The 15,922-nt window shown below is 64.2% G+C and carries 11 protein-coding genes and 1 pseudogene; 10 read left to right on the top strand and 2 right to left on the bottom strand.

The features are described 5' to 3' along the window. Nucleotides 1–3: 3 nt before the first annotated feature. Entirely contained in the window at nt 4–1,950 is a 1,947-nt protein-coding gene (locus IPF76_RS16760; RefSeq protein WP_293846370.1) for a peptidylprolyl isomerase, read from the bottom strand. A 179-nt stretch (nt 1,951–2,129) separates the two neighbouring features. Between IPF76_RS16760 and tpiA the strand changes: the two genes are divergently transcribed. The 10 genes and pseudogenes from tpiA to IPF76_RS16710 all read left to right on the top strand — a co-directional run bounded on the left by tpiA (nt 2,130) and on the right by IPF76_RS16710 (nt 14,863). Further along, nucleotides 2,130–2,879 (top strand): triose-phosphate isomerase, encoded by a 750-nt coding sequence (gene tpiA / locus IPF76_RS16755; protein WP_293847387.1) that lies wholly within the window; start codon nt 2,130–2,132, stop codon nt 2,877–2,879. Between the two features lie 239 nt (nt 2,880–3,118). Further along, the gene (gene secG, locus IPF76_RS16750) at nt 3,119–3,568 is read left to right on the top strand and encodes a preprotein translocase subunit SecG (protein WP_293846368.1); all 450 of its coding nucleotides are present in this window, start codon (nt 3,119–3,121) and stop codon (nt 3,566–3,568) included. Between the two features lie 107 nt (nt 3,569–3,675). Then, entirely contained in the window at nt 3,676–5,307 is a 1,632-nt protein-coding gene (locus IPF76_RS16745; protein ID WP_293846366.1) for a CTP synthase, read from the top strand. Nucleotides 5,308–5,334: 27 nt separating this feature from the next. Further along, a complete protein-coding gene (locus IPF76_RS16740) occupies nt 5,335–6,018 on the top strand; it encodes a Crp/Fnr family transcriptional regulator (protein ID WP_293846364.1) in 684 nt (227 codons plus the stop codon). A gap of 441 nt (nt 6,019–6,459) precedes the next feature. After that, nucleotides 6,460–7,710: a lipoprotein-releasing ABC transporter permease subunit gene (locus tag IPF76_RS16735; RefSeq protein ID WP_293846362.1), complete on the top strand. Its 1,251-nt coding sequence runs from the start codon at nt 6,460–6,462 to the stop codon at nt 7,708–7,710. Then, entirely contained in the window at nt 7,703–8,380 is a 678-nt protein-coding gene (locus tag IPF76_RS16730) for an ABC transporter ATP-binding protein (RefSeq protein WP_293846361.1), read from the top strand. The genes IPF76_RS16735 and IPF76_RS16730 overlap by 8 nt, the downstream gene beginning before the upstream one ends. 34 nt (nt 8,381–8,414) lie before the next feature. Continuing rightward, nucleotides 8,415–9,053, top strand: coding sequence for a hypothetical protein (locus IPF76_RS16725; protein WP_293846360.1), 639 nt, complete (start codon nt 8,415–8,417; stop codon nt 9,051–9,053). Between the two features lie 2 nt (nt 9,054–9,055). Then, nucleotides 9,056–9,532: a glutathione peroxidase gene (locus IPF76_RS16720; protein ID WP_293846358.1), complete on the top strand. Its 477-nt coding sequence runs from the start codon at nt 9,056–9,058 to the stop codon at nt 9,530–9,532. A 162-nt stretch (nt 9,533–9,694) separates the two neighbouring features. Further along, nucleotides 9,695–13,185, top strand: a pseudogene (gene dnaE / locus IPF76_RS16715) (DNA polymerase III subunit alpha). A gap of 79 nt (nt 13,186–13,264) precedes the next feature. Beyond that, complete coding sequence (locus IPF76_RS16710) at nt 13,265–14,863, top strand: long-chain fatty acid--CoA ligase (RefSeq protein WP_293847386.1); 1,599 nt, start codon at nt 13,265–13,267, stop codon at nt 14,861–14,863. Here IPF76_RS16710 and IPF76_RS16705 read toward each other — a convergent pair. Then, complete coding sequence (locus IPF76_RS16705) at nt 14,860–15,921, bottom strand: PA0069 family radical SAM protein (protein WP_293847385.1); 1,062 nt, start codon at nt 15,919–15,921, stop codon at nt 14,860–14,862. The two genes, IPF76_RS16710 and IPF76_RS16705, sit on opposite strands and share 4 nt — an antisense overlap. Nucleotide 15,922 lies beyond the last annotated feature (1 nt).

Raw genomic sequence — 15,922 nt, 5'->3', positions numbered from 1 at the left:
ACGTTATTCGGCGACCGGAGCGGTGCCGGTGAGTTCCTGGCGCAGCTGCTCGACTAGTTTTTTGTTGATCGTCACCCCGACGCGGCGCTTGGCTTCGCCCGCAAGCTGTTCGATCAGTTCGTTGCCGAAGGCGGGGGCGAGCGGCTGCGCGATGGCGGCGACGCGGGCGGGATCGATCGATTTGGGATCCGGGCGCTGGACGTCGGCGAGCGCGATCACCATCCAGCCGCGATTGCCGGGGATTTCGAGCGTCTTGACGCTATTTTTTGCCATCGAAAACAGCAGCGCGAGTTCGGGCGGCACCGGCTGGCCGTTCTGGCCGAGCTCGCCGCGGCGGCCGCCAATCGTCTGGACGCTGCCGATGTTCGGTCCGGCGGCGGTGACCGCGGCGCCGAGCGTCTGGCCACCCTCGACTGCCTTGACAATCGCGCGGGCCTTGTCGCGGGCGACCTTTTGCCCCTGCGCGAAACGCCAGTCGGTGAGCAGGTCGGCGCGGATCTGCGCGAAGGGCGGCGGCGCCGCGGCGACAATCGATTTGACGGCATAGATGGCGAATTTCTGGTTCTCAACCAGCGTCGCCAGTTGGCCTTCGCCTTCCGAGCTGCCCTGAAACGCCTGGCTGACGAGCGGCGCGAGTTCGGCGGGCAGGGTGTAGGCGGGCTGGCCGGGAACGCGGCCGCTCGGCAGGAGGGCGGGGGTAGTGGCGAGCGTCAGTTTGCGGTCGGCGGCGACTTCCTCGATCGATGCGCCGCTGTTCACGGCGTCCTGGATCGTATTGTAATAATCGACGATCGCCTCGTTCGCCTTGTTTTTGGCGAGTTCGGTGCGGATGTTGGCGCTGGCGTCGGCCAGGCTTTTGGCGGGACGCGCGGTGACGTCCTCGACGCGCGCGACGCTCCAGCCAAGGCCGGTCTGGATCGGGCCGATCAGGTCGCCCTGCCTAGCGGCGAAAGCGGCCTTCGCCGCGGCGGCGGTGCTGGTGGCGGCGTAGGATGATTGGGTGAGGTCGCCAGTGGTCGACGCCGACAGGCCCGCGGCCTGCGCCGCGGCGGCGAGCGGTGTGCCGCTGCGCACTTTTGCGGCCAGTGCATTGGCGGTTGCCTGATCGGGCGCGATCACCTGCGCAAAACGGCGCGTTTCGCTCGCGGCGTATTGCGCGGCATTGTCCTTGTAGACTTTGGCGATTTCGGCGTCGGTGACCGCCGGAACCGGAACACTGGCCGCGTCGAACGTCGCATATTGGATCACACGGCGTTCGGGCACGGTGAATTTGGCGGCATTCTGGGTGAGGTAGGTCTTGAGCGCGGCGTCGCCAGGGTCGGCGGTCGGCGCGAAGGGGCTGGCGGGAATGAAAGTCGCCTGACCGCGGCGCTGTTCGAGCAGCAGCGCGGCATAGGGTTGCGCCATGCCGGAGGCGAGGCGCGGCATGCTGGCGATCGGGGCGGCGATCTGTTCGATCAGCAGTTGCTGGCGCAGGTCGCGGCGCAGCTGCGCCTCGGTCATGCCGTTCTGGCGGAGGAAGGTTTTGAAGGCGGTCTGGTCAAAGCTGCCCGATACGCCAGCAAAGGCGGGGATGTCGGCGATGCGGCCATCAATCAGCCGTTTGCTGACGCCAAAGCCCAGCTCGGTGGCGAATTGGTCGAACGCCATTCCCTCTACCATCTGGTCGAGCACCTGGTCGAGCCCGCCCGATTCGACAAACGCTGCCATCGTCATCCCGGGCTGGTTCTGCCGTGCCTGGTTGTAGGCCAGGCGCACTCTGTCGCGCAGCTCGCCGACGCCGATTTCTTCGCCGCCGACTTTCGCGACATTGGCACCGCCAATGCCGCCAAAGGTCGAATTGCCGGTGACGTCGCTGAGCGCAAAGGCCACCCCGACGAGGACGACAAAGCCCAGCGCAAGGAATTTGCCGATGGTTGAGGAAAACATGCGGCGGATGGCGGTGATCATGGGGCAGGCAATCTTTCGGCGGGGCGCGAGGGCGCACGGTTGCGCGATGCTTTAGAGGCGCGATGGCGGTGCATCAAGGCGCGAAACGGGCTTTTCATGACGCCGCGACACTGCTTGCCTATTGGCCCCGCCCGCCGCTAGGGCAATTCGATCATTCAGACAGCGGGAGCGACGCGGCGATGGCACGGCGAAAATATGTGGTCGGCAACTGGAAAATGAATGGCGTGACCGCGTCGATCGCCGATGCGCAGGCGATTTTTGCCGCGGCAGGCGATCATGCCGGCGTCGATGTGGCGCTTTGTCCGCCGTACACGCTGATCGGTGCAATGGTCGCAGCTGCGCCGGGCGCCGTGATCGGCGGACAGGATTGCCATCACGCTGCGTCGGGCGCGTTCACCGGGTCGGTCGCGGCGGGGATGCTGGTCGATGCTGGTGCCAGCGTGGTGATCGTCGGGCATAGCGAGCGGCGCGAAGGATGCGGCGAGGGCGATGGCGATGTGTGCGCCAAAGCCAAGGCAGGGATGGCGGCGGGCCTGTCGGTCATATTGTGCGTCGGCGAGCCGCGCGAGGTGCGCGAATCGGGCGGTGCGATCGATTATGTGCTTGAGCAGCTCGCCGGATCGGTCCCCGATGATTTCGACGCGGACCGGCTGGCGATCGCTTATGAACCGATCTGGGCGATCGGCACCGGGCTGGTGCCGACGGTGGGCGATGTGGCGGCGATGCACGGTGCGATCCGCGGCGCGCTGGCAGCGCGTTTTGGGGGCGCCGCGGACAATATGCGCTTGTTGTACGGCGGGTCGGTGAATGGCGACAATGCTGCCGAATTGCTCGGGGCGGGTGATGTCGATGGGGCGCTGGTGGGTGGCGCGAGCCTGACCGCGGCGAAATTTATGCCGATTGTGGCGGCGGCGGCCGAGTTGGGGTGACCTAGCCCGATCATCGCTGCGGCGTAGTCATGGGGAGGGGGACCGCTTGCGAAGCAAGTGGTGGAGGGGCCGCGACGTTAGTGCCATTGCCCATCCGTCAGCGCTTCGCGCTGCCACCTCCCATCGTTACACGTCAGCGAGGATCGTCGCACGGCGACGATATGCTTGAAGCGCGGCCGCTTCGTCTCTATGTGCGCCGCGGGCGCGGTCCGTTTGAGGTCGTGCAAGATCAGGAAAATATGATGTCCAGCCTTTTCACCTTCATTCTCGTCTTGCAGGCGCTCGTTGCCGCGGCGATGATCGGCGTCATTCTGATGCAAAAGTCGGAAGGTGGCGGTTTGGGGGTTGGCGGCAGCCCCGGCGGGATGTTGTCGGCGCGCGGCGCGGCGGATTTCATGACCCGGGCAACGACCATTTTGGCCTGCTTGTTCGTTGGCCTGTCGATCGTCCTGGCGGCGATGGCTTCGGTCGGTCGCAGCGGTTCGACGATCGACACCTCGCTGTCGAAATCGGCGCAGACGAGCGGTCCCGCGCCGGCCTCGTCGCTGACCGGTCCGGCGCAGCCGGCACAAGGCGCACCCGCGACCGCAGCGCCCGCACCGGCGAGCGACGATCCGCTGGCGGCGGCTGCTGCCGCGGCGACGCAGGGAACCGCTCCGGCCCCCGCACAGGCTCCTGCCAAGCAATAACTCAAAGCTCCGGCTTTCAGCATAGCCCGCGCGGCGGAAATATATTCCGCCGTTTGCGATTCGACGGCTTGCGCCGTCCCCCTCCGGTTGAGTAAGTCTTTCCTCCCATGGCGCGGTTCATTTTTATCACCGGCGGCGTGGTCTCCTCGCTTGGCAAAGGTTTGATGGCGGCAAGCCTCGCGGCTTTGTTGCAGGCGCGCGGCTATCGCGTCCGGATCCGCAAGTTCGATCCCTATTTGAACGTCGATCCGGGGACGATGTCGCCGTACCAGCATGGCGAGGTCTATGTGACCGACGACGGCGCCGAAACCGACCTCGATCTTGGTCATTATGAACGCTTTACCGGCGTTGCGGCGCGGCAGAGCGACAATATCACCTCGGGCCGCATCTATCAGCAGATCATCACCAAGGAACGCCGCGGCGATTATCTTGGCGCGACGGTGCAGGTCGTCCCGCATGTCACCGATGCGATCAAGGCGTTCGCGCGCGCTGAACTCGACGACCTCGATTTCGTCCTGTGCGAAATTGGCGGCACCGTGGGCGACATCGAATCGCTTCCGTTCATTGAAGCGATCCGCCAACTGCGCAACGAAGAGGGACGCGACAAGACGTTGTCGGTCCATGTCACGCTGGTGCCGTACATCGCCGCGGCCGGCGAACTGAAGACCAAGCCGACGCAGCATAGCGTGCGCGAACTCGCCTCGCTCGGTGTCCAGCCCGAAATCCTGCTCTGCCGCTGCGAGCGGCCGCTGCCCGACGGCGAGCGTGCGAAGATCGCGCAATTTTGCAACGTGCGCAAAGAGGCGGTGATCCCGGCGCTCGATGCCGACAGCATTTATTCCGTGCCGGTGCAATATCATGGCGAAGGGCTCGACAATGAAGTGCTGCGGCATTTCGGGATCCATGATGCGCCCGCCCCCGACCTGTCGCGGTGGTACGACATCATGGATCGCAAGCAGCATCCCGAGGGCGAAGTGACGATCGGCGTCGTAGGCAAATATGTGTCGCTGCCCGATGCCTATAAGTCGTTGAACGAAGCGCTGGTCCATGGCGGTTTGGCGCACCGGGTGAAGGTCAATATCCGCTGGCTCGACGCCGAAATGTTCGAACGCGACGAAGATCTCGCGGCGAATCTGGAACCGCTGCACGGCATTTTGGTGCCCGGCGGGTTCGGCGAGCGCGGGTCCGAGGGCAAGATTTCGAGCGTGCGCTTTGCGCGCGAACGGAGCGTGCCTTTCTTTGGCATATGTCTGGGCATGCAAATGGCGTGCATCGAGGCCGCGCGGCACACCAGCGGTATTGCCGATGCGTCGAGCACCGAATTCGGCAAGACCGACGAGCCAGTGGTGGGACTGATCACCGAATGGATGAGCGCCGAAGGTCTACAAAAGCGCGGCGCCAACACCGATATGGGCGGCACGATGCGGCTCGGCGCCTATGAGGCGAAATTGTCGCCGAACAGCCATGTCGCGAGCGTCTATGGCACCAATGACATCAGCGAACGTCACCGCCATCGGTATGAGGTCAATGGCGCGTATCGCGATCGGCTGGAGACGGGCGGATTGGTCTTTTCGGGCATGTCGCCCGACGGCATGTTGCCGGAAATCGTTGAGCGTCCGGACCATCCGTGGTTTATCGGGGTCCAGTTCCATCCCGAGCTCAAATCGAAGCCGTTCGACCCGCATCCGTTGTTCGCGGGCTTTATCGAAGCTGCGGTGAAACAGAGCCGGCTGGTCTGACCGTTTGGATAGAGGGGTATCAGGGGCATGGATCACGCAAGACTCGCCGAACTGCAAGGCCCCGACAGCATCTTTGCAGGTCTGTCTGCCGAAGATTGGGCCGATATCACCAGCCGCGCGGTGCAGATCACCTTTGTCAAAGGCAAGGAATTGCTCGTCCAGGGCGACCCGGGCGACATGATGCTGATCCTGACCCAGGGCACGGCACGCGTGTCGATGCTGACCGGTGGCGGGCGCGAGATCGTGCTGGCCTATGCCGAACCAGGCGCTGTGCTGGGCGAGATCGCGCTGCTCGATGGCGGCGAACGTACCGCATCGGTGACCGCGACGAGCGCCGGCAGCGCGTTGCAACTTGGTCGCAACGCGCTCAAGGATTTTGCGGCAAGCCATCCCGAATTTGCCTGGTCGCTGATGCAGCAGCTGGCGCGGCGATTGCGCACCGCCGACCAGACGATCGAAAGCGACCGCGCCTATGCGTCGGGGCCGCGGCTCGCACGTTACCTCAAACGCCTGATCCGCAAGGATGTCGAGGCGTCACACCGCGTCGAGCTCAGCCAGACCGAACTCGGTAATTTTGCCGGGATGAGCCGCGAGCATATCAATCGCCAGCTGCGCAGCTGGGAGGAATCGGGAGTCATTTCGCTCGAGCAGGGACGGGTGCGGGTGCTCGATACCGATATGCTGGAGGATATCAGCGAGAGCGAGGGGTAGGAGCCGTCGCCCCCGCGAAGGCGGGGGCCGCAGTCGTTTACGCAGCGTTTCCGGGTTGAGCCGCCAGCGTCCCCAGCCTTCGCGGGGCGACGCTTCGCGGCGGAATCACAACGCCCGGGCCTCTTTCGAGACCCGGGCGCGTGTGACGAACACTCGCCATCCCCTTTTGTTGCAGGCCCGGCGAAAGGCCTGCACTCCCTGGAACCGGGCCTTGGGGCCGCTTGATCCAGAAGTCATCGGGCTAGGCGCAAGAGGGCCGTTTGTCACCCTGCGCAAGCCGTTCGGCGGCGCTTTTGACCTGCGCTGTGGCCGTTGTGCAACATATTCTGCGAATCGGTCGCAAAAGACTCTCATGCCCGCGCCCATTGCCAGCGGTGAAGGCTCTGCTTAAAGCGGCCGCACGCGTGTCATCTTACATGCGCCGCAAAGGCCGATTGCTCCATGATCCTGCGTCCTTACGAACGCACCATCTTCAAACGCTATATGCTTCCGCAGCGGGGCGAAGGGTTCATCTTTGTCGCGGCGGCGTTCAGCTTTGTCGCCGTCACGTTGGGCGTTGCGGCGCTGGTGATCGTGATGAGCGTGATGAACGGAGTGCGCGCCGACCTGTTCGACAAGATCGTCGGGTTGAACGGCCATGCCGTGGTGCAGGGCTTTGGGGGGCGGCTCGACGATTGGCGCGATGTGCTGAAGCAGGCGAGGGCGACCCCCGATGTGGTGTCGGCGACGCCACTCATCGAACAGCCGCTGCTCGCGACCTTTGGCGGGCGGGTTGAGGGGATATTGGTGCGCGGCATGACGGTGCCCGATATTCAGAGCAACCAGACGCTGGGCGGAAAGGTGTTACAGGGGAGCCTCGACACGCTCACCGCCAATGGCGGCAATGTTGCGATCGGCAGTGAACTGGCGCGCAACCTTGGCGCGACGGTGGGATCGAATTTGACGATCATCAATCCGCAAGGGCGCCCAACGCCGTTTGGCACGGTACCTCGCGAAATCAGTTATCGGGTGACCGCGGTGTTCGAGATCGGAGTCTATGACTTCGACAAGATGTATGTCGTCATGCCGATGGAGGATGCGCAACTGCTGCTGCTGTCGGGGGATCAAATCGGGATGATCGAAGTGAAGGTGACCGACCCCGACGATGTTGACCGCATATTGGCGCCGCTCAAGGAAAAGGTCGCGGCGCAGGCAGTGGTGTCGGACTGGCGCCAGATGAACAGCAGTCTGTTCGAAGCACTGTCGATCGAGCGCGTCGCAATGTTTGTCATCCTGTCGCTGATCGTACTGGTCGCGGCGTTCAACATCGTGTCGTCGCTGATCATGCTGGTGCGCGCCAAGACCCGCGACATGGCGATTTTGCGCACGATGGGGGCGCCGCGCGATGCGGTGCTGCGCATCTTCATGGCGATCGGGCTGTCGATCGGGGTCGCGGGGACTTTGATGGGGATGGCGTTCGGGTTCGGGCTGCTCTATTTCCGGCAGGGCGTGCTGCGCGGGGTCGAATTTCTAACCGGCCAGCCTTTGTGGGATCCATCGATCCGTTTCCTGACCGAGTTGCCGTCGAAACCCGATCCGTTTGAGATCACCGGTATCGCCCTGATGGCGGTCGTGTTCAGCTTCCTTGCGACGCTCTATCCCGCGTTCAAGGCGGCGAACACCGATCCGGTACAGGTGCTGCGCTATGAGTGACATGATCCTCGAACTGGTCGCGCTCAAGCGCAGCTTTACGCAGGGCGATGTGACGATCGACGTGCTGCGCGGGGTCGATGCGCATCTGAAGCGCGGCGAGATCGTCGCGCTGCTCGGCCCGTCGGGATCGGGCAAATCGACAATGTTGCAAGCCGTCGGCCTGCTCGAAGGCGGGTTCGACGGGACGATCCGGATCGATGGCGCGGACGTCACCCAATATGATCAGGGCGAGCGGACGAAGACGCGGCGCGAGAAGATCGGCTTCGTCTATCAGTTCCACCATCTCCTGCCCGATTTCAACGCGATCGAGAATGTGGTTCTACCGCAGCTGATTCGCGGGACGGCACAAGCCGATGCCGAGGAACGCGCGGCCGATCTGCTCGGGCGGCTCGGGCTGGGCGAACGATTGCAGCACAAGCCGAGCAAGCTGTCGGGCGGCGAGCAACAGCGCGTCGCGGTGGCGCGTGCGCTGGCAAACCGGCCCATGCTGGTGCTGGCCGACGAGCCGACGGGCAACCTGGACGAGGCGACTGCCGACCGGGTATTCGACCAGTTCGTCAGCCTGGTGCGCGACCATGGCTCGGCGGCGCTGGTCGCGACGCACAACGAACGGCTGGCGGCGCGGATGGACCGCGTGCTGCGCTTGCACGACGGGCGGATCGAGGCGTAAGGTCCGCGGGCCGGGGCAGAGGAGGGGAATCCAGATGCTACGCCTGCCAATCCTGTGCGCAATCTTGCTGTCGCCCGCTGCCGTAATCGCGCAGTCGCCGCCACCACCGCCCCCGCCTATTCCGATGCCGCCGTCGCCGGCGCCGCCACCTCCGCCGATCCTGCTGCCGCCGTCACCGTCGCCCGTTTCGGCGCCTGCTGCGCCGCCGCTGGTGGCGTCGGCTTGCACGGCGCCCGACTATCGCGCTTTCGATTTCTGGGTCGGTGAGTGGGATGTCTATGCGAATGGCAGCAGCGCGCAGGTGGCGACGAGCAGCATCGAGGCGATGTTCACGGGCTGTGCGATCCGCGAGACGTGGAAGCCGCTGAAGGGTGGCAGCGGTGGATCGTTCAGCCATTATGATAGCGAACGGCGGTATTGGCGGCAGATGTGGGTCGACAGCAGCGGCGCGCGGGTCGATTTCGACGGCGGACCGGCGGGCGGCAAGATGGTGCTGACTGGCCATTGGGCGAATGTCGTCGCCAAGGGTCAGGACGGGCTTATCCGTATGACATACAGCAGGCAGCCTGACGGATCGGTGCGCCAGCGTGGCGAGCAGTCGACCGACCATGGGCTCACGTGGGGCACGAGTTTCGATTTCATCTACAGGCCGCGAAAAGCGGGGGAGAAATGACCATGAGCCTATATGATTTTTCGGCGCCGCTGCCCGGTGGGGCCAAACAATCGATGGCGGATTATCGCGGCAAGGTGCTGCTGATCGTCAATACCGCGTCGAAATGCGGTTTCACCCCGCAATATGAGGGGCTGGAGGAGCTGTACCGCGAGTATAAGGACCGCGGGTTCGAGGTGCTGGCCTTTCCCTGCAACCAGTTCGGGGCGCAGGAGCCGGGTGATGCGGCCGAAATCGCGAATTTCTGTTCGCTGACCTATGACGTCAGCTTTCCGGTGATGGCGAAGGTCGAGGTCAATGGCGATGGCGCCGATCCGATCTTCAAGCATCTGAAGCAGGAAAAGACCGGGCTGCTGGGCAGCGGGATCAAGTGGAACTTCACGAAATTTTTGGTCGGGCGTGACGGCAAGGTGGCGTCGCGGCACGCGCCGACGACGAAACCCGAGCAGTTGCGCAAAGAGATTGAGGAATTGTTGGGGTAGCGTCCCGAACGCGTCAATGCCCGCGAAGCGAAGCTATCTCCTGCTGTCGATATTGCGCGGGGCCGATGGCTGGAGATTGCCGCATCGCCTTCGCCTCCTCGGAATGACATTTTTGTTAATCGAGCCATGGTCGAATCAATAGCGCCGCGTTAGCGTCCCCCCATGGCCTACAGCCCCTTTGTCCCCCTGCGCGTCTTTTCCAGTTACACGATGCTCGAAGGGGCGATCGAGCCGAAGGCGATCGCCAAAGCGGCGCGCGAGCGTGGGTTTCCGGCGATTGCGATCTGCGACCGCAACGGGCTGTACGGCGCGATGGCGTTTGGCGATGCGTGCAAGGCGGCGGGGGTGCAGCCGATCGTCGGGGCGCTGCTCAGCGTCGCGCGACCGGGACAGCGGCTGGCGAATGGCGCGGCACAGATCGACTGGCTGGCGCTCTATGCGCAGGACGAGACGGGGTATGGCAATCTGTGTGCGCTGGTGTCGCGCGCGCATTTGGGCCGCCCGGTCGAGATGGACCCGCACGTTACGCTGGCCGACATGGCTGGGCGGACCGACGGGTTGATCTGCCTGACCGCGGGCGGCGAGGGCGCGCTGACGCGTTTGCTCGCAGGCGAGCAGGCGGTCGCGGCGAATGATTATGTCGAGCAGCTGGAGGCGCTGTTTGCAGGGAGGCTCTATATCGAGTTGTCGCGGCGCGGCGATGCGGCTGAAATCGCGGCCGAAAAGGCGCTGATCGACCTCGCCTATGCGCGCGCGCTGCCGCTGGTCGCGACCAACCCCGCGAGCTTTGTCGAACCGCAATTTCACCCCGCGCATGATGCGATGCTTTGCATTGCGCAGTCGGCCTATGTCGAAAGCACCGACCGGAGGGTGAGCAGTCCCGAGGCGTGGCTGAAGCCCGCCGAGGCGATGGAGGATGCATTTTCGGACCTGCCCGAGGCGATGCGCAACAGTGTGGTGGTCGCGCAGCGCTGCGCGTTCATGGCGCCCAACCGCGCCCCGATCCTGCCGAGCCTTGCGGGCGATCGCGAGGCTGAGGCGGCGCAGCTGGCGCGCGATGCGCGTGACGGGCTCGATATGCGGCTGGCGCTTTATGCCGAACTGACGGACGACGAGCGGCAGACCTATATCGACCGGCTCGATTTCGAGGTGGGGGTGATCACCCAGATGGGCTTCCCCGGCTACTTCCTGATCGTGGCCGACTTCATCAAATGGGCAAAGGCGCAGGATATTCCGGTTGGGCCGGGGCGCGGTTCGGGCGCGGGCAGCGTCGTTGCGTGGGCGCTGACGATCACCGATCTCGACCCTTTGAAACTCGGCCTGCTGTTCGAACGCTTCCTTAATCCGGAACGCGTGTCGATGCCCGACTTCGACATCGATTTTTGCGAAACACGGCGTGGCGAAGTCATTCGTTATGTGCAGGAAAAATATGGACGCGACACCGTCGCGCAGATCATCACCTTCGGGAAACTGAAAGCGCGCGCGGTGCTCAAGGATACCGGTCGCGTGCTCCAGATGAGTTATGGCCAGGTGGACCGGCTGGCAAAGCTGGTGCCGAACCATCCGACCGATCCCTGGACGCTCGAACGCGCGCTGAACGGCGTGTCCGAGCTGATGACCGAATATAAGCAGGACGACGGGGTGCGGCGCCTGTTCGACATGGCGCGCCAACTCGAAGGGCTGCCGCGGCACAGCTCTACCCACGCCGCAGGGGTGGTGATTGGCGACCGCCCGCTCGACCAGCTCGTGCCGCTCTATCGCGATCCGCGATCGGACATGCCGGTGACGCAGTTCGACATGAAATATGTCGAGAGCGCGGGGCTGGTGAAGTTCGACTTTCTCGGGCTCAAAACGCTGTCGGTTTTGAAAGAGGCGCGGCGACTGCTCGCGTTGCGCGGGATCGACGTTGATCTCGATACGCTGAGTTGGGATGACGCGGCAGTGTACGAGCTACTGCAGCGCGGCGAAACGGTCGGGGTCTTCCAGCTGGAATCCGAAGGCATGCGGCGCACGCTGTCGGCGGTGAAACCGACGAATTTCGGCGACATCATCGCGCTCGTCGCGCTCTATCGGCCCGGGCCGATGGACAATATTCCGCTGTTCGGTGCGCGCAAGAACGGGCGCGAGCCGATCGCCTATCCGCACCCGCTGCTGGAGGAAATCCTCGCCGAGACCTATGGCATCTTTGTCTATCAGGAACAGGTGATGCAGGCGGCGCAGATCCTGGCCGGTTACAGCCTCGGCGGCGCCGACCTGCTGCGCCGCGCGATGGGCAAGAAGGTTCAGGCCGAAATGGACGCGCAGCGCGACACCTTTGTCAAAGGGTGCGGCGAGCATAACCAGATCGCTCCCAAGGCGGCGAATGAACTGTTTGATTTGATCGACAAATTCGCGGGTTATGGTTTTAACAAGAGCCACGCCGCCGCCTACGCCTTGTTGTCGTATCAGACCGCCTGGCTGAAGGCGCATTATCCGCATGAGTTCTTTGCGGCGTCGATGTCGTTCGACAGCCATCAGACCGACAAATTGTCGATCTTTATCGACGACATGCGGCGGTCGGGCATCGCGGTGGCGCCGCCGTCGATCAATGAGAGCGAGGCCGATTTTTCGGTTGGCCAGAGCGGCGACGACCTGACGGTGCGATTCGCGCTCGGTGCGCTGAAGGGTGTGGGCGAAAAGGCGATGGAGGCGTTGGTCGCCGAACGGCAAGCGAAGGGCGATTTTGCCAGCCTCGACGATTTTGCGGCGCGGATCGATCCCAAGCTGCTCAACCGGCGGCAGATCGAGGCGCTGGCCGCGGCGGGGGCGTTCGACGGGGTCGAACCCAACCGCCCGCGCGCCTATGCGGGAGCCGAAAGTCTGCTCGCCTGCGCCAATTCGTCGGCACACGAGCGGTCGACCGGGCAAGGCGGCCTGTTCGGTGGCGACATCGACGTGGCGCCGGTGCTGCAGTTGCCGACCGCCGAGCCCTGGACACTCGCAGAGCGGATGACGCGCGAAAAGGAGGCGTTCGGCTTCTATTTCTCGTCACACCCGGTCGAGCAATATGAAGCGATCGTCGCGGCGCGCGCGGGGCGCGGACCTATGGTGACATCTGCGCGCAGGTCGAAATGACGCCGGGGACACGGATCCCGATGACGATGGCGGGCATGGTGGAGAACGCCAAGGCCCGGGTGTCGCAGCGCGGCAACCGCTTCCTGAACTTGACGCTGTCGGACCGCAGTGGGCAGTTTCAGTCGAGCTGTTTTGATGAACAGACTTGCAAACTGCTGGAATCACTCGCGACCGATGGTGGCTGCGCGATCCTGTCGGTCGAACTCGACCTGCTCGAAGGCGAAGAGACGCCGCGCGTGACGGTGCGCGGGGCGCAGCCGCTGGCCGAGATTGCGGCGACCGCGGCGCTGGAGCTGACATGCCGCGTCGCGCTGCCCGAGGCGATTTCCGACATGGCGCGCCTGCTCGAACGGCGCGACGATGCGCGCGGTAAGGTGATTGTCGTGGCGGACGACCCCGACACCGGTGGCGTGATCAGGATATGTCTGGGCCGCCGCTTTGCGCTCGGTGCCGATGTCGTGGCGCGGCTCGAAACGGTTGCCGGGATCAGCGACACCGCGCTGTCGCTGGTTACGCCGCGCGATTTTCGGGTGCGCTGATCCCGCTTCACGCTTGCGTAAACCGCCGTCCTCGCCTTATCCTTTGAGGAAATAAGAGAGGAATCCCTAAATGTCCGGAATGCAAAGCCAGCCGCTGCTGGTCACCAGCCTGATCGATCATGCCGCGCGCGAACATGCGGGACGCGAAATCGTCTCGCGCTGGGCCAATGGCAGCGTCACGCGATCGAACTGGGGCGAAGTCGGGCAGGATGCGCGCCGCTTTGCCGCGGCGATGGTCAAGCTGGGGATGCAAAAGGGCGACCGCATCGCGACACTGGCGATGAACCACGGCCACCATCTGGTCAGCTGGTACGGCAGTGCCGGCATCGGCGGGGTGCTGCACACGGTCAATCCGCGACTGTTCGACGAACAGCTGGTTTATATCATCAACCATGCCGACGACCGCGTGCTGCTGTTCGACGCAATGTTCCTGCCGATCGTCGAGCGGCTGCGCAGCCAATTGCCAACCGTCGAGCATTTCATCCTGTTCGATGCGCCGGCACAGGACGGTTATCTGTCGTACCGCGATCTGATCGATGCCGAGGACGGCAGTTTCCAGTGGGTCGACCTCGACGAGCGCGATCCGGTCGGGCTCTGCTACACCAGCGGCACCACGGGCAATCCGAAGGGCGTGCTCTACGAGCATCGCTCGAACGTCATCCATGCGATCACCGAGATCCAGCCCGATGTGTTCGACATGTCGAACCGCAGCGTGATCCTGCCGATCGTGCCGATGTTCCACGCGAACAGCTGGGGCATCCCCTTTGCCGCGGCGACGGTGGGGGCAAAACTGGTGTTTTCGGCGACCAACGACGCCGCGGTGCTGTGCGACCTGATGCACAGCGAAGGTGTGACGCACAGCGCCGGGGTGCCGACCGTGTGGATCGCGATGTTCGCGCATATGGACGCAACGGGTATCGACTATGGCAAACTGCACCGCGTCATCATCGGTGGATCGGCGTGTCCGCGCGCGATGATCGAGCGCTTTATGAAAGCGGGGATCGACGTCGGCCACGCATGGGGGATGACCGAAACCAGCCCGATCGGGACGATGGGCAAGCGCCCGTGGAGCTGGGATGAAATGAGCTTTGACGAGCGCGTCAATGTCGTTGCGCGCCAGGGCTGTCCACCATTCGGCGTCGAGCTGCGTATCGTTGACGACGAGGACAACGAACTGCCGCGCGACGGGGTGACGAGCGGGCGGCTGCAATGCCGCGGGCCGTGGATCATTCAGCGTTATTTCCGGGCCGACAGCGATGCCGCCGATGCCGACGGATGGTTCGACACCGGCGATGTGTCGGTGATCCACCCCGATGGTGTCATGCAGATCACCGACCGCGCCAAGGATGTGATCAAATCGGGCGGCGAATGGATTTCGTCGATTGAACTGGAAAATGCAGCGGTCGGCGCGCCGGGGGTACAGGAGGCGGCGGCGGTGGGGGTCTATCATCCCAAATGGGATGAGCGGCCGATCCTGCTGATCGTCCGGAAACCGGGGGCTGAGGTGAGCGAGGCTAGCATCGTTGATTATCTCAAGGACAAGATCGCCAAATGGTGGCTGCCCGATGAGATCGTGTTTGTCGATGAGTTGCCGCATACGGCGACGGGCAAGATTTTAAAGCGGCAGATCAGGGACGATTATAAGGATTATAAGCTGAAGTCGCTGGCGGCGGCCTAAAATAGCTCCATCTGCCCGTCGCGTGCGGGCGGGCGGAACAGGTCGCTCCGGAGCGGCGGAAAGCTCTTGTCCATGCCGTGCCCGTGCGCGGCGCGCTTGACGCGGGTGCGGATGAGCTGCGCCCAAACGCCGTGCCCTTTCATGCGCGCGAAGAAACTGGGGTCGTTGTCGCGACCGCCGCGAATGTCCTGCACCATGTGCATCACCTTGTCGGCACGGTCGGGGTAGTGCGCGGCAAGCCAGGCGCGAAACAAGGGCGCGACCTCATACGGCAGGCGCATCAGGATATAAGAGGCGCGGATCGCGCCTGCCTGTGCAGCGGCGGTCATGATCGCTTCGATCTCGTGATCGGTGATCGCGGGGATGATTGGCGAGATATTGACCTGCGTCGGCACCCCGGCGTCGATGAGCTGGCGGATCGCGGCGAGGCGGCGTTTGGGGTGCGGCGCACGCGGTTCGAGGGTGCGCGCGAGGCCGGGGTCGAGCGTCGTGACCGAAATCGCCACACCGACCAGATTGTCGCGGGCCATGGCGGCGAGCAGGTCGATATCGCGCAGCAGCCGGTCGGATTTGGTGGTGATGAGCAGCGGGTGGCGGGTTTCGGCGAGCACCGCGATCACCGACCGCGTGATGCCCCATTCGCGCTCGATTGGCTGGTAGCCGTCGGTGTTGGTGCCGATCGCTAGCGGCGCGGCGGTGTAGCCGCGCTTGGCCAGCTCGGCGCGCAGAAGCTTGGCCGCGTCGGGCTTGGCGAACAGACGGCTTTCGAAATCGAGGCCGGGTGACAGGTCGTGAAAGGCATGGGTCGGGCGCGCGTAGCAGTAGATGCAGCCATGTTCGCAGCCGCGATAGGGATTGATCGAACGGTCGAAGCCGATGTCGGGCGACGTGTTGCGAGCGATGATCGTTTTGGGGTGTTCGACGGTGACGGTGGTGCGGAGAGGGGGTGGGGCGCCGTCTATCAGTTCGGCGATGTCGAGCCAGTCGCCATCGGGCTCGCGATCGAGCGATCCGGTGCGCGTCGGGCGTGGATTGGCGGCGGCGCCGCGGCCCGAGATT

It is taken from the genome of Sphingopyxis sp., assembly GCF_016704835.1.
Classification (GTDB): domain Bacteria; phylum Pseudomonadota; class Alphaproteobacteria; order Sphingomonadales; family Sphingomonadaceae; genus Sphingopyxis.
Note: the sequence above shows the minus strand (reverse complement) of the source record. Positions and strands in the feature narration are given on the sequence as shown.

Excerpts from the sequence above, each read along its gene's own strand:
- IPF76_RS16760 (WP_293846370.1), bottom strand. The coding sequence starts at position 1,950 with ATGATCACCGCCATCCGCCGCATGTTTTCCTCAACCATCGGCAAATTC.
- tpiA (WP_293847387.1), top strand. The coding sequence starts at position 2,130 with ATGGCACGGCGAAAATATGTGGTCGGCAACTGGAAAATGAATGGCGTG.
- secG (WP_293846368.1), top strand. The coding sequence starts at position 3,119 with ATGATGTCCAGCCTTTTCACCTTCATTCTCGTCTTGCAGGCGCTCGTT.
- IPF76_RS16745 (WP_293846366.1), top strand. The coding sequence starts at position 3,676 with ATGGCGCGGTTCATTTTTATCACCGGCGGCGTGGTCTCCTCGCTTGGC.
- IPF76_RS16740 (WP_293846364.1), top strand. The coding sequence starts at position 5,335 with ATGGATCACGCAAGACTCGCCGAACTGCAAGGCCCCGACAGCATCTTT.
- IPF76_RS16735 (WP_293846362.1), top strand. The coding sequence starts at position 6,460 with ATGATCCTGCGTCCTTACGAACGCACCATCTTCAAACGCTATATGCTT.
- IPF76_RS16730 (WP_293846361.1), top strand. The coding sequence starts at position 7,703 with ATGAGTGACATGATCCTCGAACTGGTCGCGCTCAAGCGCAGCTTTACG.
- IPF76_RS16725 (WP_293846360.1), top strand. The coding sequence starts at position 8,415 with ATGCTACGCCTGCCAATCCTGTGCGCAATCTTGCTGTCGCCCGCTGCC.
- IPF76_RS16720 (WP_293846358.1), top strand. The coding sequence starts at position 9,056 with ATGAGCCTATATGATTTTTCGGCGCCGCTGCCCGGTGGGGCCAAACAA.
- IPF76_RS16710 (WP_293847386.1), top strand. The coding sequence starts at position 13,265 with ATGCAAAGCCAGCCGCTGCTGGTCACCAGCCTGATCGATCATGCCGCG.